Source organism: Mycobacterium sp. NGS22 (assembly GCF_059813095.1).
Genome location: NZ_JCALDY010000002.1, coordinates 81,559 through 100,586, shown reverse-complemented (window position 1 = coordinate 100,586; position 19,028 = coordinate 81,559). Strand labels below are relative to the sequence as shown.

At 67.4% G+C, this 19,028-nt stretch carries 17 protein-coding genes; 10 read left to right on the top strand and 7 right to left on the bottom strand.

What is annotated here, in order from left to right; genetic code table 11:
• The first annotated feature begins 31 nt into the window (after positions 1-31).
• Positions 32-1,462, top strand: a complete 1,431-nt coding sequence (locus AC5Y47_RS02285) for an APC family permease (protein ID WP_499941585.1) — start codon at positions 32-34, stop codon at positions 1,460-1,462.
• Here the strand turns inward: AC5Y47_RS02285 and AC5Y47_RS02280 are convergent.
• Positions 1,447-2,319 (bottom strand): MaoC family dehydratase, encoded by an 873-nt coding sequence (locus AC5Y47_RS02280; RefSeq protein WP_499941583.1) that lies wholly within the window; start codon positions 2,317-2,319, stop codon positions 1,447-1,449. The two genes, AC5Y47_RS02285 and AC5Y47_RS02280, sit on opposite strands and share 16 nt — an antisense overlap.
• Positions 2,320-2,413: 94 nt before the next feature.
• Between AC5Y47_RS02280 and AC5Y47_RS02275 the strand changes: the two genes are divergently transcribed.
• Both AC5Y47_RS02275 and AC5Y47_RS02270 read left to right on the top strand, forming a co-directional pair.
• Complete coding sequence (locus tag AC5Y47_RS02275) at positions 2,414-3,127, top strand: histidine phosphatase family protein (RefSeq protein ID WP_499941581.1); 714 nt, start codon at positions 2,414-2,416, stop codon at positions 3,125-3,127.
• 43 nt (positions 3,128-3,170) lie between these two features.
• The gene (locus AC5Y47_RS02270) at positions 3,171-5,171 is read left to right on the top strand and encodes an SDR family oxidoreductase (protein WP_499941579.1); all 2,001 of its coding nucleotides are present in this window, start codon (positions 3,171-3,173) and stop codon (positions 5,169-5,171) included.
• Positions 5,172-5,263: 92 nt separating this feature from the next.
• On the opposite strand, the gene cmaA1 is transcribed toward AC5Y47_RS02270, so the two are convergent.
• Positions 5,264-6,139: a cyclopropane mycolic acid synthase CmaA1 gene (gene cmaA1 / locus AC5Y47_RS02265; RefSeq protein WP_499941578.1), complete on the bottom strand. Its 876-nt coding sequence runs from the start codon at positions 6,137-6,139 to the stop codon at positions 5,264-5,266.
• A 23-nt stretch (positions 6,140-6,162) separates the two neighbouring features.
• Here cmaA1 and AC5Y47_RS02260 point away from each other — a divergent pair, with 23 nt between their 5' ends.
• The 3 genes from AC5Y47_RS02260 (at position 6,163) to AC5Y47_RS02250 (ending at position 8,134) form a co-directional block, all read left to right on the top strand.
• Positions 6,163-7,077, top strand: coding sequence for a nucleoside hydrolase (locus tag AC5Y47_RS02260; RefSeq protein ID WP_499941576.1), 915 nt, complete (start codon positions 6,163-6,165; stop codon positions 7,075-7,077).
• Positions 7,078-7,162: 85 nt separating this feature from the next.
• Positions 7,163-7,528, top strand: a complete 366-nt coding sequence (locus tag AC5Y47_RS02255; RefSeq protein WP_499941574.1) for a hypothetical protein — start codon at positions 7,163-7,165, stop codon at positions 7,526-7,528.
• A 267-nt stretch (positions 7,529-7,795) separates the two neighbouring features.
• Positions 7,796-8,134: a WhiB family transcriptional regulator gene (locus AC5Y47_RS02250; RefSeq protein WP_499941572.1), complete on the top strand. Its 339-nt coding sequence runs from the start codon at positions 7,796-7,798 to the stop codon at positions 8,132-8,134.
• A gap of 175 nt (positions 8,135-8,309) precedes the next feature.
• Here AC5Y47_RS02250 and AC5Y47_RS02245 read toward each other — a convergent pair whose 3' ends face one another.
• Positions 8,310-9,842: a DNA polymerase Y family protein gene (locus tag AC5Y47_RS02245; RefSeq protein ID WP_499941885.1), complete on the bottom strand. Its 1,533-nt coding sequence runs from the start codon at positions 9,840-9,842 to the stop codon at positions 8,310-8,312.
• A gap of 39 nt (positions 9,843-9,881) precedes the next feature.
• Complete coding sequence (gene imuA', locus AC5Y47_RS02240) at positions 9,882-10,502, bottom strand: DnaE2-dependent mutagenesis accessory factor ImuA' (protein WP_499941884.1); 621 nt, start codon at positions 10,500-10,502, stop codon at positions 9,882-9,884.
• Positions 10,503-10,808: 306 nt separating this feature from the next.
• Here imuA' and AC5Y47_RS02235 point away from each other — a divergent pair, with 306 nt between their 5' ends.
• Complete coding sequence (locus AC5Y47_RS02235) at positions 10,809-11,621, top strand: SDR family NAD(P)-dependent oxidoreductase (protein ID WP_499941570.1); 813 nt, start codon at positions 10,809-10,811, stop codon at positions 11,619-11,621.
• Between the two features lie 42 nt (positions 11,622-11,663).
• On the opposite strand, the gene AC5Y47_RS02230 is transcribed toward AC5Y47_RS02235, so the two are convergent.
• Positions 11,664-12,590 (bottom strand): phytanoyl-CoA dioxygenase family protein, encoded by a 927-nt coding sequence (locus tag AC5Y47_RS02230; RefSeq protein WP_499941568.1) that lies wholly within the window; start codon positions 12,588-12,590, stop codon positions 11,664-11,666.
• 40 nt (positions 12,591-12,630) lie between these two features.
• Positions 12,631-14,196: a glutamine-hydrolyzing GMP synthase gene (guaA, locus tag AC5Y47_RS02225; RefSeq protein ID WP_499941567.1), complete on the bottom strand. Its 1,566-nt coding sequence runs from the start codon at positions 14,194-14,196 to the stop codon at positions 12,631-12,633.
• Positions 14,197-14,275: 79 nt separating this feature from the next.
• On the opposite strand from guaA, the gene AC5Y47_RS02220 reads away from it, so the two are divergent.
• Together AC5Y47_RS02220 and AC5Y47_RS02215 are read left to right on the top strand one after the other, a co-directional pair.
• Entirely contained in the window at positions 14,276-15,073 is a 798-nt protein-coding gene (locus AC5Y47_RS02220; protein WP_499941565.1) for a beta-phosphoglucomutase family hydrolase, read from the top strand.
• Entirely contained in the window at positions 15,070-17,439 is a 2,370-nt protein-coding gene (locus AC5Y47_RS02215; protein WP_499941563.1) for a glycoside hydrolase family 65 protein, read from the top strand. Before AC5Y47_RS02220 ends, AC5Y47_RS02215 begins: the two co-directional genes overlap by 4 nt.
• A gap of 25 nt (positions 17,440-17,464) precedes the next feature.
• Here AC5Y47_RS02215 and AC5Y47_RS02210 read toward each other — a convergent pair whose 3' ends face one another.
• Entirely contained in the window at positions 17,465-18,034 is a 570-nt protein-coding gene (locus AC5Y47_RS02210) for a TetR/AcrR family transcriptional regulator (RefSeq protein ID WP_499941561.1), read from the bottom strand.
• A 94-nt stretch (positions 18,035-18,128) separates the two neighbouring features.
• Here AC5Y47_RS02210 and AC5Y47_RS02205 point away from each other — a divergent pair, with 94 nt between their 5' ends.
• The gene (locus tag AC5Y47_RS02205; protein WP_499941559.1) at positions 18,129-19,028 is read left to right on the top strand and encodes a TauD/TfdA dioxygenase family protein; all 900 of its coding nucleotides are present in this window, start codon (positions 18,129-18,131) and stop codon (positions 19,026-19,028) included.

Genomic DNA, 19,028 nt, shown 5'->3' with positions numbered 1-19,028 from the left:
CGTGTACTAACCAGCCCTGATCCTGGGCCGGATGCGGCTAGGAGGGCGTGCGATCAGCAAGCTCGGCTTCTGGAGCATCGTCATGCTCGGGATCAACGCGATCATCGGGGCGGGCATCTTCCTGACCCCGGGCGCGGTGATCAGGCTCGCCGGGCCACTGGCGCCGTTGGCCTACGTGCTGGCCGCCGCCTTCGCGGGCATCGTCGGAACCGTCTTCGCCACCGCCGCCCGCTACGTCAAGACCAACGGCGCGTCCTACGCCTACACGACGGCGGCGTTCGGCCAACGGATCGGTATCTACGTCGGCGTCACCCACGCCGTCGTGGCATCCATCGCCTGGGGGGTGCTGGCCTCGATCTTCGTGGCGACTTTTCTCAAAGTCGTCTTCCCGCATGAGAATTGGGCCAATGACACCCAGTTGATCAGTGTGAAGACGTTGACGTTCCTGCTCTTCGTCGCGGTGTTGCTGGTGATCAACCTGTTCGGCAACCGGGTGATCGAGTGGGCCAACGGAATCTCCACCGTGGGAAAGATATTCGCGCTTTCGCTGTTCATCCTGGGCGGGTTGTGGATCATCGTCGCGCGACACGTCAACGACTACGCCGCCGCGAGTTCGCCCGAGGTCTTCTCGCCCGCGCCCTACGCGTTATTCGGGTTCGTCCACCTCGGCCAGAGCAGCGCATCGGGATTGGTACTGGCCACGGTGGCCGCGTTGTACGCATTCACCGGTTTCGAATCGATCGCCAACGCCGCCGAGGAGATGCACGCGCCGGAACGAAATCTGCCGCGCGCCATACCGATATCGATTCTGGCCGTCGCCACCGTCTACGTGCTCGCGGTCACCGTGGCGATGCTGCTGGGTGCCGACCGGGTCGTGCATTCCACCGACACGGTCAAACTCGCCGCGGCCATCGGCAACGACGCCTTCCGCACCGTCGTGGTCTTCGGCGCCCTGGTGTCGATGTTCGGCATCAACGTCGCGGCATCGTTCGGCGCGCCGCGCCTGTGGACTGCGTTGTCTGCCACCAGAACTCTGCCGGCACGACTGTCGCGGAAGAACCGCTTCGGCGTCCCGATGCTCGCGTTCGCCATCACGGCGGCACTGGCCCTGGCGTTCCCACTGGCGCTGCGCTTCGACATCGAGAACCTGACCGGTCTCGCGGTGATCGCCCGGTTCGTCCAGTTCATCATCGTCCCGATCGCGCTGATCGCGTTGGCGCGCGACACCACCAGACATCCGAAGGTGAAACGAAACCGGTTCACCGACAAGGTGTTACCGGTTGCGGCCGTGGTGATCTCGGTGGCGCTGGCGGTGTCGTTCGACTACCGGCCGCTGCTGCTCACCCGGCAGGGCGGCGCGAATTACTTCTCGATCGTGTTGATCGTGCTCACGTTCGTCGTGGTGCCCGCGGCCGCCTATGCGCACTACTACCGGACCCTCGACCGTCAGGGCTCGACGTAGTCGACCTCACCGTCGTCGAGCACCAGCCGGGGCCCGAGTCCCTCGGCGCCGGATGCTTCGGTGCGGAACAGCGCTTTGCCCGGTTCGGTTTTCCAGATCAACGTCGACAACGTCTCGCCGGGGAACACCGGCTTGGTGAACCGCGCGGCGATCGAGGTGATGTTGGCGGCCACACCACCGCCGAGTTCGGCGACCAGGGCGCGACCCGACACCCCGTAGGTGCACAGCCCGTGCAGGATCGGGCGGGGGAACCCGGCCAGATTGGTGGCGAACCAGGGATCGCTGTGCAGCGGGTTGCGGTCCCCGGACAGCCGGTAGATCAGCGCCTGGTCCTCGCGCGTCGGTAGGTCGACCCGCGCGTCGGGCTCGCGGTCGGGAAACTCCGGGGCTGCCGGGCGCTCCCCCTTCTCGCCGCCGAAGCCGCCCTCACCGCGGATGACCAGGTTGGTCAGTGTCTCGGCGATCAGCGTCCCGCTGTCGGGATCCTTGCCTTGGCCGCGCAGCATCAGCACGGCGTTCTTGCCCTCGCCCTTGTCCTGGATGTCGACCACCTCGCTGACCACGGACAGCTTCCCGGCCGGCGGCAGCGGCGCGTGCAACCGGACGGACTGCGAGCCGTGCAGCAGCATCGCCCAGTTGAAGCTGCCCACCTTGCCGGCCGCACCGAAGGCCGGGCAGCAGATCACCGCGTAGGTCGGCAGCACCTGCTGCGGAACGTCGTGACTGTTCTCGGTGGTGAACGGCAGGTCGTCGATGCCGGCGCCGACACCGAGCGCGTAGAGCAGAGTGTCCCGGTCTGTCCATTCGAACAGCTGCGGCTCGGTCACTGCGCCTACGGCACTGGGGTCAATCGGCATACGAGTCTCCTCCAGATTCCAAAATCGGCACTTTCTCCGAAGTAACCATCGCAAACCCTTCCCACCGACGGTGTCGGCAGGGCAGGCTATCGCCATGGCGAAGCGCACCAGGATCGGGAAGGCCCTCACTGTCTCAGTAGTGCTCGTCGCGGCGGTCCTCGTCGGGGCATGCGGCGGCAGCACCCCGCAGGCACGCAGCATCACGTTGACCTTCATCCGGAACGCGCAATCGCAGGCCAACGCCGACGGTGTCATCGACACCGTGGAGCCGGGTCCCAGCCTCACCACCGAAGGCCAGACACAGGCACAACAGCTGGCCCGTCAGGTGGGACGCAGCGACTTCGACTGGATTTACACCTCGCCCATGGCCGCCGACCAGCAGACCGCGGCGCCGTTGGCCAGCGAACTGGGTAAGCACGCCGAGATCGTGAAGGGCCTGCAGGCCATCAACGCCGGCTGGTTCAACGGCAAGCCGGAGGCGATGGCCAGTTCGACCTACCTGCTGGCGCCGGTCCGCTGGCTCGACGGCGATATCGACACCAGCATCCCGGGCTCGCTGAGCGGCACCGATTTCAATTCCCAGTTCACCGGTGCGATTCGCAAGATCTACGACAGTGGCCACAACAAGCCCGTCGTGTTCTCCCAGGGGACGGCGATCATGGTGTGGACCCTGATGAACGTCAAAAACCCCAAGACGTCGCTGCTGAACAGCCACCCTCTGCCCAATGTCGGGCGGGTGGTCATATCGGGCAACCCGGTCACCGGCTGGAAGCTGGTGGACTGGGACGGCGTGCGCAGCTTCACCTGACCCACTGTTGACGCGGGCAGCGCGTGCCGCCACGATGGGCTGCATGCGGTATGTCGTTACCGGCGGTACCGGGTTTATCGGGCGCCGAGTCGTGTCCCGGCTGTTGGACCGACAACCCGATGCGCAGGTCTGGGTGCTGGTCCGCCGGCAGTCGCTGGGGCGCTTCGAGCGCCTCGCCCTGCAGTGGGATGAGCGGGTGCGGCCGCTGGTCGGCGAGCTGCCCGAATTGCAGCTGACCGACCAGATCATCGCCGAACTCGGCACGGTCGACCATGTCGTGCACTGCGCGGCGATCTACGACATCACCGCCGGCGATGCCGAGCAGCGCGCCACCAACGTCGAAGGCACCCGCGCGGTGATCGCGCTGGCGCAGCGACTCGACGCCACCCTGCATCACGTGTCGTCGATCGCGGTGGCGGGCGACTTCCGTGGCGAGTACACCGAGGACGACTTCGACGTCGGACAGCAGTTGCCGACCCCGTATCACCAGACGAAGTTCGAGGCCGAGGCGCTGGTGCGGGCCGCCCCCGGTTTGCGGTACCGGGTGTACCGGCCCGCGGTGGTGGTGGGCGATTCGCGCACCGGTGAGATGGACAAGGTCGACGGGCCGTACTACTTCTTCGGCGTGTTGCGCAAGCTGGCCGTGTTGCCGCGGTTCACCCCGTTGATGCTGCCCGACACCGGGCGCACCAACATCGTCCCGGTCGACTACGTGGCCGACGCGCTGGTCGCACTCATCCACGCCGAGGGACGGGATCAACAGACGTTCCACCTGACCGCACCCACCACGATCGGCCTGCGTGGCATCTACCGGGGGATCGCGCGGGAGGCCGGATTGCCGCCACTGCGGGGGTCGCTGCCCCGCTCGACGGCCACCTCGGTACTCAGGGCCAGCGGCCGTGCCAAGGTGCTGCGCAACATGGCGGCCACCCAGCTGGGAATTCCCGCCGAGGTGCTCGACGTCGTCGACCTGGCGCCCACCTTCGTCAGCGACGAGACACGGAAAGTGTTGCACGACAGCGGGATCGAAGTCCCTCCGTTCGCCTCCTACGCACCCGGGTTGTGGCGGTACTGGGCCGAGCACCTGGATCCCGACCGGGCCCGGCGCGACGATCCGCGAGGTCCGCTGGTGGGCCGGCACGTCATCATCACCGGCGCGTCCAGCGGGATCGGCCGGGCCTCGGCGATCGCCGTCGCAGACCGCGGCGCAACGGTTTTCGCGCTAGCCCGCAACGGAGACGCCCTCGACCAACTGGTCGCCGACATCCGCGCCAACGGGGGCAAGGCTCACGCTTTCACCTGCGACGTCACCGATTCCGCGTCGGTGGAGCACACCGTCAAGGACATCCTGGGCCGCTTCGACCACGTCGACTATCTGGTCAACAACGCAGGCCGGTCGATCCGCCGGTCGGTGGTCAACTCCACCGATCGCCTCCACGACTACGAACGGGTGATGTCGGTCAACTACTTCGGTGCGGTGCGGATGGTGTTGGCGTTGCTGCCGCACTGGCGGGAGCGGCGGTTCGGTCACGTCGTCAACGTGTCCAGCGCCGGCGTGCTGGCCCGCAACCCGAAATACAGTTCCTACCTGCCCACCAAGGCGGCGTTGGACGCGTTCTCCGACGTGGTCTCCTCCGAGACGCTGTCCGACCACATCACCTTCACCAACATCCACATGCCGCTGGTGTCCACCCCGATGATCGTGCCGTCGAAGCGGCTCAACCCGGTGCCGGCCATCAGCGCCGAGCGCGCCGCGGCGATGGTGGTCCGAGGGCTGGTCGACAAGCCGGTGCGCATCGACACCCCGTTGGGCACTCTGGCCGAAGCCGGCAACTACTTCGCGCCGAGAACCGCGCGGCGCATTCTGCATCAGCTGTATCTGGGTTATCCCGATTCGCGTGCCGCTCGCGGCGTGGCTGAACCGATTGCGGCGCAATCCATTTCGCGACGCCCGCAGCGCCCGTCCCGGTCCGTGGTCCGAGCGGTGGGAGTGCCCCGCCCGGTCAGGCGACTGGTGCGGTTGGTGCCCGGGGTGCACTGGTAGACCCATGTCGCCGGCGCACGTTTAGCCGCACGCCACCGCGGTACGCCGCGGCCCAGCGCCATCCTGGGGGTCACCTTCGATTCGCGGTGAGCTTACTTCTCGCAGGTGAATTGGTTGACGTCGATGTAGCCGATCCGGAACATCTCGGCGCAGCCGGTCAGGTATTTGACGTAGCGCTCGTAGACTTCTTCGGACTGCAGCGCGATCGCCTGATCCCGGTGGGCTTGCAGCGCCGCCGACCAGATGTCGAGAGTCCTGGCGTAGTGCGGCTGCAGGGACTGCACCCGGGTCACGTCGAAGCCGTTGGCGGTGGCGCGCTCCTGCACCATCGGGATGGAGGGCAGCCGTCCACCCGGAAAGATCTCGGTGACAATGAATTTCACGAACCGGGCGAACTCGAAGGTCAACGGCAACCCGCGTTCCTTCATTTCCAACGGATGCAGCCCGGTGATGGTGTGCAGCAGCATGATTCCGTCGTCGGGCAGGATGCGGTGGGCGAGGGTGAAGAACGCGTCGTAGCGCTCGTGCCCGAAGTGCTCGAAGGCCCCGATGCTGACGATGCGGTCGACGGGTTCGTCGAACTGCTCCCAGCCCTGCAACAGAACCCGCTTGGCGCGCGGACTGTCCGAAGCCGCGAACAGGCGCTCGACGTGATCGGCCTGATTCTTGCTCAAGGTGAGGCCGACGACGTCGACGTCGTACTTCTGCACCGCACGCATCATGGTGGCGCCCCACCCGCAGCCGACGTCGAGCAGCGTCATCCCGGGCTGCAGCCCGAGCTTGCCCAACGCCAGGTCGATCTTGGCGATCTGCGCCTGTTCCAGCGTCATGTCCTCGCGCTCGAAGTACGCGCAACTGTAGGTCTGGGTGGGGTCGAGAAAGAGCCGGAAGAAGTCGTCGGACAGGTCGTAATGGGCTTGGACGTCGTCGAAGTGCGGCGCCAGGGCGTCTTCGGGCGGTTCGGACATCAGGCCAGCGTATCGTTACGTCGGTGAACGCGGTCTTTGCCGACGTGGACACCGGCATCGACGACGCGATCGCCTTGATCTATCTGCTGGCCAGTCCAGAGGCCGACTTGATCGGGATCGGCTCGACCTGCGGCAACATTCCGGTCGACCAGGTGTGCGCGAACAACCTCGGTCTGCTCCAACTGTGCGGCGCCGCCGGGATACCGGTGTCCCGGGGTGTCGACCAACCACTGACCGGCCCGGTTCCGTTTCGGCGAGATGGTCACGGCCTCAAGGGTTTAGGGTATGCCGAGCTGTCGGCCCCCGGCCATCCGGTCACCGAGTACGACGCCGCGACGGCATGGGTGCGCGCCGCTCGCGCCCACCCCGGCGAGTTGGTCGGACTGGTGACCGCGCCGCTGACCAATCTGGCGCTGGCACTGCGTCTGGAGCCGCAGCTGCCGATGCTGCTGCGGCGCCTGGTGATGATGGGCGGCTCATACGACGAGCAGCCGCAGCCCGAATGGAACATCAGGGTGGACCCGAAAGCAGCCGTCGACGTCTTCGCCGCGTTTGCAGACCGCCCTCCCGTGGTGTGCGGGCTGAACTTGACCCGCCAGGTCGCGATGACCCCGGAGATCCTGGCCAGGCTGTCCGGGCCGTCCCGGATCTTCCGATTCGTCCAGGACGCGTTGCGGTTCTACTTCGAGGTGCACCGCGAACGCGGCGACGGCTATCTGGCGTACATGCACGACCCGCTGGCCGCGGCGGTGGCGTTGGACCCGGAGCTGATCTCGACCCGGGCCGCGACGGTGCAGGTCGAACCCGACGGCGCGATCACGACCGATTGGACCGGGACTCGAAACCCCAACGCGCATATCGGAGTTCACGTCGATCCCATGACGTTTCTGGATCGGCTGGTGGGACGGGTGACGGCATTGGCGCACCGAGTGGGTTGACCGGGGGCTCCGGCGCAAGATTTTCGCAAGTCCCGCGCACTAACGTCGCGCTCGTCGGGTAACGGCAACAGATCGGCGAGTCCTCATGAGAAGACTGATCGTGGGTTTGGCAGTGATCGTGCTGATGGCGGGTGACGTCGCCGCGGTGACCGGCGCGGGCGCCGCTGGGGCCGCACCCGTGGCCCCGGTGCCGCTGGGCTCCTGGCCCGGCTGTCCCGAAGACCACCCGGAAGGCCCGTGCCGCTGGTGCCCGGGCGACCCTCCGGTCCAGACCGGCAACCTCCGGGTGAACCCGGTGGTGTGGGACGAGACCGTCTGTCATACCTACTACTACGTCTACTCGGGCCAGGGGAACGTGGCGCAGAACATCTGGGACGGGGAGAATCCGCCGGCTCCCCCGCCGTGGCCGCCGGGTCTCAACTTCTGCCCGATCCCGCCCTGGTGCCCCTGAGCCGGCGCGCATCACCGCCCTACGCTGCACGAACGGACAAACCGAGGGTTAAGACAGCCCAGCCGAGACCATACCGAAAAGATGGTACATCAGTCCCAAAAATACCGTGTTGAACTGTTGCGCAATTGCCCCCTCGACCCTTAATTTATTAAGCACGGTGAGATTCAGGTCACGTGTGACGAGACGGGCTACGAAACACAGACCACTCGACCAGCACCACGGGAGGCGGCCGCGCATCGCGGCTGGGAGTTAAAAAGGGGACCATTCGTGTCAGGAACACGTCCGGCCGCGCGGCGGCTGAACCTTGTCGCGGTGAGCAGTGCGCAGGATGACGGCGATCGGGCCTGGGTGTCGCAGGCTTTGTGCCGGACCAAAGACCCTGATGAGCTGTTCGTCACCGGTGCCGCGCAGCGCCAGGCCGCCGCCATGTGCCGGCACTGCCCCGTCCTGCAGCAGTGCGGTGCCGACGCCCTGGACAACCGCGTCGAGTTCGGCGTCTGGGGTGGCATGACCGAACGGCAGCGCAGGGCATTGCTCAAGGAGCACCCCGAGGTGGTGTCGTGGTCGGCCTTCCTGGACAAGCGCAAGAAGCGCTCCGTCGGATAGCCCCGCAGCCCTGAAGCCGCGCGCTTCATCATTACTTTTCTGTTACAGCAATTGCATTTCCGCAGGTCAGCGGCATTATCAGGCTTTTGCGGTTAGATCGCCGTCAAATACGGGGTTAAAACAAGACACCTGGGCCGCATCTGAGCATGTCCCCGTTGGCCGGTAGCTGCGGGAATCACTCGTAGATTCCCTCCACGTACCACCTCCGCTGCCGGTAGCAGAGCAGCAGCGCACGCTCACTTTCCAACAGCACCTGGGCGCGCGCCACCCGCCCAGGACCGGGCCGGTCATCCCACCACCGCTCGTCGACCGGCCAGGGGCCGGCCCACCAACGCAGCCGGTCGTCGCGGCCCCCCACGTTCAGTCGGGAAGGGTCGGCGGAGAACAACCCCCGGTTGGTCACCCGGATCGGGTTGCCTTGCCCGTCTACCAGTTCCACCGGGTCGTCGAGCAGCACCGCCGGCGACGGAGCGGGCAATTGTCCCGGCCAGGGCTGAGCTGGGTCGGCGGCGAGCACCGGCTCGTCCCCCAGCGGGGTCAGGGTGATGCGCTCGGCCGGCCCACGGCCGCCGGCCAGCACCGGCACCTGCACCGCCTCCGGACCGAGCAGACCCTGGACCCGCACCAGCGCCCGTCGGGCCCGGAGCCGGTCTTCCTCCCCGAGACCGCCCCACAGCGGCAGTTGCAGCGCCTCGGCCGAAACCACCTCGACCGCCTGCAGCCGCAGCAGCGTCACCGGCGCGTCCAGGGGCCGGCCGCGCGCGAGCCGATGACTCAACCACCCGTCCAGCTGCCAGCGCACCCGGTCGGCGGTGGCGTCCTCGGTCAACGGTTCGGCGCACCGCCATACCCGGCTCAGTTCTTCCCCGGTGGCGGTGACGGCGTGAATGGCCAGCCGGGTGCATCCCACCCCGGAGGCCAGCAGCACCTGATGCAGCGAGGCGGCCAGTGACCGTCCGGCGAAAGCCGCGGCGTCGACCCGGTCGATCGGCGGGTCGCAGTCCAGCACGGCCTCGAGTTCCGGCGGTGGCTCCCGCCCGGACGGCGCCCGTTCCGGCTCGCCGCGGGCGAACCGGTGCGCGGTCACCGCGTCGGCCCCGAACCGGGAGGCGACGTCGGTACGAGACAGCGCCGCGAACTGACCGATAGTGCGAATCCCCATGCGCCACAACAGGTCCACGAGTTCCTCCCGGCCCGCACCGGACAGGCTGGGCTCGGTGGCCAGTTGGCGGATCGACAGCGCCGCCAAGAACCGCGCGTCGCCTCCCGGTTGCACGACGCGGCCGGCCCGCGCGGCGAAGACCGCGGTGGACAGACCGTCGGCGATCCCGACCTGACACTCGGCACCGGCGGCGGACACCGCGTCGATCATCTTCTCGGCGGCCAGCTTCTCGGACCCGAAGAACCTGGCCGCTCCGCGCACCGGCAGCACCAGCAGCCCGGGTCGCAGCACCTCGGCCCGGGGCACCAGGTCGTCCACCGCGGCGATCACCCCTTCGAAGAACCGGGCGTCGCGGTCGGCGTCGGCGGGCGCGAGGTGCAGTTGCGGGCACCGGGCCGCCGCCTCCCGGCGCCGCAGCCCGCGCCGCACTCCGAACGCGCGGGCCGTCGCCGAGCAGGCGATAACCCGGTTGGCCAACGTGACCGCGACCGGTGCCGTCGCGGGCTGGCCGGCGGCCGCCGCCGCTGCGACCGCGGGCCAATCCATGCACCAGATCGCCAGCACCCGAGAATCAGGCACCGCAATTCACCCGGTTCGCCAGCGGCCGATCGTCCGCCCCCCGGCGCACACCTGCAGCCGCACCCCGTTGATGCGCCCGAACCCAGGCACGGGCTTGCCCGTCCCGAAAGGCGTGGTGATGTCGTAGCCGCAGATCCGGGCCTCCAGTCGTGTCGATGCTCCTTCCCAATCTCCGTCGGTGACCAGCACCGTGCATCCTTTGCTGCGGGCACGGGCCACCACCGCCCGCGCCCGGGTCCGCGTCACCCGGCGCCCACCCAGGCCGAGAACCACCAGATCCATGCCGTCGATCAGCACCGCGGCCACCTCCACCGGATCGTTGCCGGGATCGGGAATCACGGCCAGCCGACTCAGATCCGCCCCCATCTCCACCGCAGCCAGCAACCCGATATCGGGCTGACCGACGATCACCGCGTTACCGCCGTCGGCCGTCACCGTGGCCACCATGCGCAGCAGCAGGGACCGCGCCCCGGACAACACCGCCACCGTTCCCCGCGGCACCAGCGCGCGCTCCGTCGGCAACAGGGCGTCCGCCTGGGCGGGATCCTTTCCGGACAGCGCAGCCATCTTCTGCCGGAGCTGTTTCAGCTGTTCAGCACGCTGGTCGGACGCCAAAGCCGCGGTCATGACCAGCCTCCCGACACCCATTCATTCGAAAATATGTTCGATAAAGGTGAGTAAACACCGACCCTCCGACAACCGTCAAGAAACGCGAGAGGCTGCTTTATGCGCCCGATGCTGGTGTGGCTGCTGGCATGTAATGGGGATCTGCCGGTGGTCACACCAGCCCCACTGGACACACGCGGAGTTTGAATGTGAACCCTGGGCCTTCAGCGTGAAATCTCGGCGGGATTTTCGCCGGCCGTTTTCCCGCCGTGAGCTCACCCCGACCAGCAGGCACCCGAATCGGCGGCAGCAGCAATACTTTCAGCCATGCCCCTGGATCCAGCAAGCATTCTCCTGACCGACCGGGTCGCAGTCGTGACCGGCGGTGGCGCCGGTATCGGCCGCGGCATCGCCGCGGGTCTGACCGCGTTCGGCGCCAAGGTGGCGATCTGGGAACGCAACCCCGAATCGTGCGCATCGGCCGCCGAGGCGATCGGCGCGCTGGGCATTCCGACCGACGTGCGCGACAGCGCCGCCGTCGACGCCGCACTTGCCCGGACCGTAGCCGAACTCGGACCGGTCACCATCCTGGTCAACAACGCGGGCGGCGTCTTCTGGTCGGGCATTCTCGACACCAGCGAGAACGGCTGGGACGCGCTGTACCGGTCCAACTTGCGTCATGTCTACCTGTGCACCCAACGGGTGGCGCGCGGCATGGTGGAGCAGAAGTTGACCGGCAGCATCATCAGCGTCACGTCGATCGAAGGGGTGCGCGCCGCACCGGGCTACGCCACCTACGCCGCGGCCAAGGCCGGGGTCATCAACTACACCAAGACCGCAGCGCTCGAACTCGCACCGCACGGCATCCGGGTCAATGCGCTGGCGCCCGACATCACTCTCACCGAAGGCATCGCGGCGATGGCACCCCCGGGCTCCGAGGAGCGGTTCGGCCTGACCGTGCCGCTGGGACGCGCCGGTCATGTCGACGAGATGGCCGGCGCCGCAGTGTTTCTCGCCTCGGACATGGCCAGCTACATCACCGGGCAGACAATCCACGTCGACGGCGGCACGCACGCGGCAAGCGGCTGGTATCACCACCCCGAGACCGGCGGCTACGCGCTCGGCCCGGCCAGCGGTTAGGCGCCCTGTCCAGGACGAGCAACGCGGCGCAGGGTCGCCCGATCAGATGGCTGCGACGCCCGTCGGCACCGGAAACCCGGAAGGCAACGCGACGCCCGGCATATAGCGCTGGAAAAGCGAGGTGGCGATGGCCGCGACGTCGTCGGACAGCGGATACATGTGCCGATACTGCAAGACCTGTTTGCCGACCAGCCCGAGCCGCTCCTGGAAGCTCGGCACCCGGGCCGGATCCAGCAACGGGCTGTTGAATGGCGCACGGTCGGCGCGCTGGAACTCGAAGGCGGCGCTGATCCGCGCCTCGGTTCCCAGCCGGCAGCCGCGCCCGCCCCAGTGCAGCACCGCCTGGTTCCAGGCCAACATCGAACCCGCCGTCGCCGGCAGTGCCCGGATGTCCTGCGGGTTGTAGACGGTGGTGTTGTTCTCCCCGTCCCAGCGACGTTGCCGGAACCGGTCGTCGAGGTGGGCGGGCAGCATGTACATGCATCCGTTGAGCGGCGTGGCGTCGGTGAACGGCAACCACACGGTCAGGGTGTGCGGCGAGTTGTCGGGATCCAGCGTGGTCATCAACCGGTCGCGGTGCGGACCCCAACCCACGGAGTTCTCGCTGGGGTTGACGTGCCAGACCCAGAAGTCGGGCAGCGCCCAGTAGTCCGCGCCGAGCACGCCGGTCAGGAACTCGGACAGTCCCTGAAACGCCAGCCACAACTCGTCGTAGACGAACGCGAACGCCAACGGGATCCCGTGCCGGGACAGCGTCGACACGGCCGCGCGGATGGGTGCGACGGTCGCTTCCGACAGCACTCCGGGTACCTGCACATAACCCTCGCGCTTCAGATCGGCCAGCAGGGGCTCGACCCGACCGACCGTCGCCGGTGCGCCGGGTCTGCCCGACTCGATCGACAACCCAGGGCACAGCTCGCCCCAGAATTCGCGACGCTCCGCCTGAGCAGCTGAAAGGGCAGCGATCATCGCGACATCGTAACCCGCATCGCGGGCGGCAGCGGCCGGATTACTCCCACTCGATGGTGCCGGGCGGTTTGCTGGTGACGTCCAGTACCACCCGATTGACTTCGCGAACCTCGTTGGTGATCCGGGTCGAGATCCGCTCGAGCACCTCGTAGGGCACCCGGGTCCAGTCGGCGGTCATGGCGTCCTCGCTGGACACCGGACGCAGCACGATCGGATGCCCGTAGGTACGTCCGTCGCCTTGCACACCCACCGAGCGCACGTCGGACAATAACACCACCGGGCACTGCCAGATCTGGTGGTCCAGGCCGGCCGCGGTCAGTTCCTCGCGCACGATCGAGTCGGCGCGCCGCAGCGTCTCCAACCGCTCGGCGGTCACCTCACCGACGATCCGGATGCCCAGTCCCGGACCCGGAAACGGTTGGCGCGCAACGATTTCCTCGGGCAGGCCGAGTTCCCGTCCGACCGCGCGCACCTCGTCTTTGAACAGCAGCCGCAACGGCTCGACGAGCTTGAATTTCAGGTCGTCGGGCAGGCCACCGACGTTGTGGTGGCTCTTGATGTTCGCGGTGCCACTGCCGCCGCCGGATTCCACCACGTCCGGATACAGCGTGCCCTGCACCAGGAACTCGACCTCGGCGTCCTCTTCTTTCACGACATCGAGCACCGCGCCCTCGAACGCCCGGATGAACTGGCGGCCGATGATCTTGCGTTTGCCCTCCGGGTTGCGCACCCCCGACAACGCATCCAGGAAGGTTTGCGCGGCGTCCACGGTGACCAGATGGGCGCCGGTGGCCGCGACGAAATCGCGCTCCACCTGCGCGCGCTCGCCGGCCCGCAGCAACCCGTGGTCGACGAACACACAAGTCAGGCGGTCACCGATGGCACGCTGCACCAGCGCGGCGGCCACCGCGGAATCCACCCCACCGGACAGGCCGCAGATCGCGTGACCCTCGCCAATCTGCGCGCGCACCTGCTCGACCAATGCAATGGCGATGTTGGCGGGCGTCCATTCCGAGCCGATCCCGGCGAACTCGTGCAGGAACCGGCTGAGCACCTGCTGGCCGTGCGGCGTGTGCATGACCTCCGGGTGGTACTGCACGCCGGCCAGACGACGCTCCCGGGACTCGAACGCCGCCACCGCCGCGCCGGCGCTGCTGGCCACCACGTCGAATCCCTCCGGCGCCGCGGTGACCGCGTCACCGTGGCTCATCCATACCGGCTGCACCGCAGGCAGATCCGAATGTAGTTGACCACCAAGGACTTTCAGTTCGGTGCGGCCGAACTCGCTGGTGCCGGTGCGGGCGACGGTGCCGCCGAGCGCGGCCGCCATGGCCTGAAACCCGTAGCAGATCCCGAATACCGGCACCCCGATGTCGAACAGCGCCGGATCCAGTTGCGGGGCGCCCTCGACGTAAACGCTGGACGGCCCGCCGGAAAGCACCACCGCCAGCGGATCCCGGTCCCGGATCTCCTCGATCGTGGCGGTATGAGGGACGACCTCGGAAAATACCCGTGCTTCGCGGACCCTGCGGGCGATCAACTGGGCGTACTGTGCACCGAAGTCGACCACCAACACGGGCCGCGGCGAGGCTGATTCCACGGGCACCGAGTTTAGTGGTTGGCCGAGCTTGGGTAGGCACCCTGCGAGGCAACGACGGCAAGCACTGTCGGAACTGCGCGACAGGATGCGAACTGCTGGCGCCGATTCCTGCGAAAGTGAGGTTCCCGTGCTGGGTCTGCCCGACAAGGTGCGTGCGTGTTTGTTCGACCTCGACGGGGTGCTCACCGATACCGCGGGTGTGCACACCAAGGCGTGGAAGCAGATGTTCGATGCTTTCCTCTCCGAACGGGCCGAACGCGAGGGCGAGGAGTTCGTGCCCTTCGATCCGGAGTCCGACTACCGCCAGTACGTGGACGGCAAGAAGCGCGAGGACGGGGTGCGCTCGTTCCTGGAGAGCCGCGACATCGACTTACCCGACGGTGATCCCGATGATCCGGGCGACAAGGACACGGTGCACGGGCTGGGCACCCGCAAGAACGACATGTTCCAGAAGGTGCTGCACGAGGACGGCGTCAAGGTCTTCGAAGGATCGCGGCGCTACCTGGAGGCGGCAGCCGAAGCCGGCCTGGCCATCGCGGTGGTGTCGTCGAGTGCCAACACCCGCGATGTTCTGGAGATCACCGGACTGGACCGGTTCGTCGAAAAACGGGTGGACGGTGTCACGTTGCGGGAGGAGAACATCACCGGCAAACCCGCCCCGGATCCCTACCTGCGCGGGGCGGAGTTGCTCGAGGTCGAACCCGAAGCGGCGGCGGTGTTCGAGGACGCGATTTCCGGTGTGCAGGCCGGGCGGGCCGGTAACTTCGGCATCGTGGTCGGTGTCGACCGGGTGGGCCAGGCCGAAGACCTGCGTCGCAACGGCGCCGACGTGGTGGTGACCGATCTGGCCGAGCTTCTCGACGACGACGGGGAACAGTCGTGATTTCCCAGGAATCCTTCCCCGTCGAGCCGTGGCAGATTCGTGAGACCCAACTCAACCTGAACGTGCTGGCCCAGTCGGAGTCGGTGTTCGCCTTGTCCAACGGGCACATCGGATTGCGCGGCAACCTCGACGAGGGGGAGCCCTACGGTCTGCCGGGCACCTATCTGAATTCCTTCTACGAGATCCGGCCGCTGCCGTACGCCGAGGCGGGATACGGATACCCCGAGGGCGGGCAGACCGTCGTCGACGTCACGAACGGCAAGATCATCCGGCTGATGGTCGACGACGAGCCCTTCGACGTCCGCTACGGCGAATTACTGGACCACGAACGGATTCTCGACTTGCGTGCCGGCACGATGACCCGCTGCGCGCGCTGGCGCTCCCCCACCGGCAAGCAGGTCGAGGTGACCTCCACCCGGCTGGTCTCGCTGGTGCACCGCAGTGTGGCAGCCATCGAGTACGTGGTCGAGGCCATCGACGACTTCTCCCGCGTGACGGTGCAGTCCGAACTGGTCACCAACGAGGATCAGCCGCAGACCTCCGACGACCCGCGGGTGGCGGCCATCCTGGAGAATCCGCTGGAGGCCGTCGACCACGAAAGCAAGGACTGCCGAGCAATTCTCATGCACCGGACGCGCAGCAGCGCGCTGATGATGGCGGCCGCCATGGACCATGAGATCGAGGTCGAGGGACGCTACGAGGTCACCACCGACGCCCGACCGGACCTGGCCCGCATCACGTTCATCTGTGGTCTGCGCCCCGGGCAGAAGCTGCGCATCGTCAAGTACCTGGCCTACGGTTGGTCGAGCCTGCGGTCGCGGCCGGCGCTGCGCGACCAGGCCGCCGCGGCGTTGACCAGCGCGCGCTACAGCGGTTGGCAGGGTCTGGTAGACGGGCAACGTGCCTACCTGGACCTGTTCTGGGACGCCGCCGACGTGGAAGTCGAAGGCGACCCGGAGAGTCAGCAGGCGGTGCGGTTCGGGATGTTTCATCTGTTGCAAGCCAGCGCCCGCGCCGAGCGGCGGGCCATCCCCAGCAAGGGGCTCACCGGAACCGGTTACGACGGCCACGCCTTCTGGGACACCGAGGCTTTCGTGCTACCGGTACTCACCTACACCGCCCCGCACGCGGTCGCCGACGCCTTACGGTGGCGAGCCTCCACGCTGGACCTGGCCAAGGAGCGCGCCGCCGAACTCGGCCTGGACGGCGCGGCTTTCCCGTGGCGCACCATTCGCGGTCAGGAATGCTCGGCGTACTGGCCGGCCGGCACGGCGGCCTGGCACATCAACGCCGACATCGCGATCGCCTTCGACCGCTACCGGGTCATCACCGGCGACGACTCGCTGGAAGAGGAATGCGGTCTGCCGGTGCTGATCGAAACCGCCCGACTGTGGATGTCGCTGGGACACCACGACCGTAACGGCGTCTGGCACCTCGACGGGGTCACCGGTCCCGACGAGTACACCGCGATCGTGCGCGACAACGTCTTCACCAACTTGATGGCAGCCAACAATCTGCGCATCGCCGCCGACGCCGCCAAGCGCCACCCCGACAAGGCGGGCGGGATGGGGGTCACCACCGAGGAGATGGCCGCCTGGCGCGACGCGGCCGACTCGGTGAACATCCCTTACGACGAGGAACTGGGCGTCCATCAGCAGTGCGAAGGGTTTACCACCTTCGCCGAATGGGACTTCGAGACGAACACCACCTACCCGCTGCTGCTGCACGAACCGTACGTGAAGCTCTATCCCGCACAGGTGATCAAGCAGGCCGACCTGGTGCTGGCCATGCAGTGGCAGAGCAGCGCCTTCACCCCGGAGCAGAAGGCTCGCAACGTCGACTACTACGAGCGCCGCACGGTGCGCGACTCGTCGCTGTCGGCCTGCTCCCAGGCGGTGATGTGCGCCGAGGTCGGGCACTTGGAGCTGGCCCACGACTACGCCTACGAGGCCGCGCTGATCGATCTGCGCGACCTGCACGAGAACACCCGCGACGGCCTGCACATGGCTTCGCTGGCCGGGGCGTGGATGGCGCTGGTCGTGGGTTTCGGTGGGTTGCGCGACGACGAGAATGTACTGTCGCTGGACCCGCAATTGCCCGACGGCATCTCACGATTGCGATTCCGGTTGCGCTGGAAGGGTTTCCGGCTGACCGTCGACACCGATCATGAAAACGTGTGCTACACGTTGCGCGACGGACCACGCACCGAGTTGATCATTAAGCACGCCGGTGAGGAGGTCACCCTCAACACCGAAGAATCAGCGACCTTCCCGGCGCGGGAGCGCAAGGCGTTGCTGCCGCCGCCGCCGCAACCGCCGGGGCGCGACCCGTTGCGCCGGCGGTCCCTGGCGCGGGCGTCGGATTGAGCCGCCGCAACAATCCCAATCAGCCTCAGTCGGGTTCCATCATCCGGGCGGCCTCGGCGAGCACCGCCTGACGCAGATCGGCCTCGGGCAACTCCTCGAGACCCGTCGCGGTACGCAGCATCGGTTCGAACAACCGCCAACCCATCTGCAGCGCAAGGGCATTGGCGACTGCCAGCCGGGCTGTCGGGTGATCTTCGAAGCGGGTCAGCACATCTTCGAGCAGCGGGGCGATGTTGGGGAAACGGGTCTGCAACTGCTGTGCCGGGTAGCCGTCGAGCAGCGCCCGTGCCCACACCCGCATCTGGCGGTCCATCGCCTTCTCCACCACCTCGGGGGAGGCGTCGGACGCGAGCAGTTCGGTCAGGTTGGCGCCCAGATAGTCCAGCACGGCCCCGACCAACCGTTCCTTGGCGCCGAAGTGACGAAACACCAAGCCGTGGTTGACTTTTGACCGGGCAGCAATGTCGCGGATCGACGTTGCCGCCGGGCCGCGCTCGGCGAACAGGTCGGCGGCGGCCCGCAAGACCGCCGCGGCCACCTCTTCCTTTCCGGTGGGAATCGGGCCGCGCGAAGTGCCGGCCGACCGTGTAGTCACGCGTCTACATTAGCCCTTGCCGTCGCATAGTCAGCCGACTACACTCTGCCTTGTGTAGTCAGATGACTACACTTCCTTGTAGAGGACGGCCACCATGACCAACCAGATGACAGTGCAGAAACTGGGCAGCCGCATCGGCGCCGAAATCGCCGGCGTGCGCCTGGACGGCGATCTGCCCGACGCCGCGGTCGAAGAGATCCGCGACGCGCTGCTGACCCACAAGGTCATCTTCTTCCGCAACCAGCACCACCTCGACGACGCCCGGCAACTCGCCTTCGCCGCACTGCTCGGCACCCCGATCGGCCACCCGGCGGCCGTCGCGTTCGCGCCGGACGCGCCGGTCATCACCCCGATCAACTCCGAGTTCGGCAAGGCCAACCGCTGGCACACCGATGTCACCTTCGCCGCCAACTACCCCGCGGCCTCGATCCTGCGCGCGGTCACGCTGCCCAGCTACGGCGGCTCGACGTTGTGGGCCAACACCGCAACCGCCTACGCCGCACTGCCCGAGCCGCTGAAGTGTCTGGTCGACAACCTGTGGGCGTTGCACACCAACCGCTACGACTATCTGGATAAGGCAGTCAACACCGAACCGACGACCGACGCGCAGCGGGCGTTCCGGGAGGTGTTCGAGAAGCCGGACTACCGCACCGAGCACCCGGTGGTGCGTGTGCACCCCGAAACCGGTGAACGCACCCTGGTCGCCGGTGACTTCGTCCGCAACTTCGTCGGCCTGGACAGCCAGGAATCCAGCGCGCTGTTCGACCTATTACAGCGCCGAATCACCGTGCCGGAGAACACCATTCGGTGGAACTGGGCGCCCGGTGACGTCGCCATCTGGGACAACCGGGCCAGCCAGCACCGGGCCGTCGACGACTACGACAACCAACACCGGTTGATGCACCGGGTCACCCTGATGGGCGATGTGCCCGTCGACGTGCACGGGCAGCGCAGCCGGGTGGTCAGCGGGGCGCCGCTGGCGCTGGCCGGCTGA

What these genes read in the sequence shown, in the direction of transcription:
- AC5Y47_RS02285 (WP_499941585.1), top strand. Translation starts at nt 32, where the DNA reads ATGCGGCTAGGAGGGCGTGCGATCAGCAAGCTCGGCTTCTGGAGCATC.
- AC5Y47_RS02280 (WP_499941583.1), bottom strand. Translation starts at nt 2,319, where the DNA reads ATGCCGATTGACCCCAGTGCCGTAGGCGCAGTGACCGAGCCGCAGCTG.
- AC5Y47_RS02275 (WP_499941581.1), top strand. Translation starts at nt 2,414, where the DNA reads ATGGCGAAGCGCACCAGGATCGGGAAGGCCCTCACTGTCTCAGTAGTG.
- AC5Y47_RS02270 (WP_499941579.1), top strand. Translation starts at nt 3,171, where the DNA reads ATGCGGTATGTCGTTACCGGCGGTACCGGGTTTATCGGGCGCCGAGTC.
- cmaA1 (WP_499941578.1), bottom strand. Translation starts at nt 6,139, where the DNA reads ATGTCCGAACCGCCCGAAGACGCCCTGGCGCCGCACTTCGACGACGTC.
- AC5Y47_RS02255 (WP_499941574.1), top strand. Translation starts at nt 7,163, where the DNA reads ATGAGAAGACTGATCGTGGGTTTGGCAGTGATCGTGCTGATGGCGGGT.
- AC5Y47_RS02245 (WP_499941885.1), bottom strand. Translation starts at nt 9,842, where the DNA reads ATGGATTGGCCCGCGGTCGCAGCGGCGGCGGCCGCCGGCCAGCCCGCG.
- imuA' (WP_499941884.1), bottom strand. Translation starts at nt 10,502, where the DNA reads ATGACCGCGGCTTTGGCGTCCGACCAGCGTGCTGAACAGCTGAAACAG.
- AC5Y47_RS02235 (WP_499941570.1), top strand. Translation starts at nt 10,809, where the DNA reads ATGCCCCTGGATCCAGCAAGCATTCTCCTGACCGACCGGGTCGCAGTC.
- AC5Y47_RS02230 (WP_499941568.1), bottom strand. Translation starts at nt 12,590, where the DNA reads ATGATCGCTGCCCTTTCAGCTGCTCAGGCGGAGCGTCGCGAATTCTGG.
- AC5Y47_RS02220 (WP_499941565.1), top strand. Translation starts at nt 14,276, where the DNA reads ATGCGAACTGCTGGCGCCGATTCCTGCGAAAGTGAGGTTCCCGTGCTG.
- AC5Y47_RS02205 (WP_499941559.1), top strand. Translation starts at nt 18,129, where the DNA reads ATGACCAACCAGATGACAGTGCAGAAACTGGGCAGCCGCATCGGCGCC.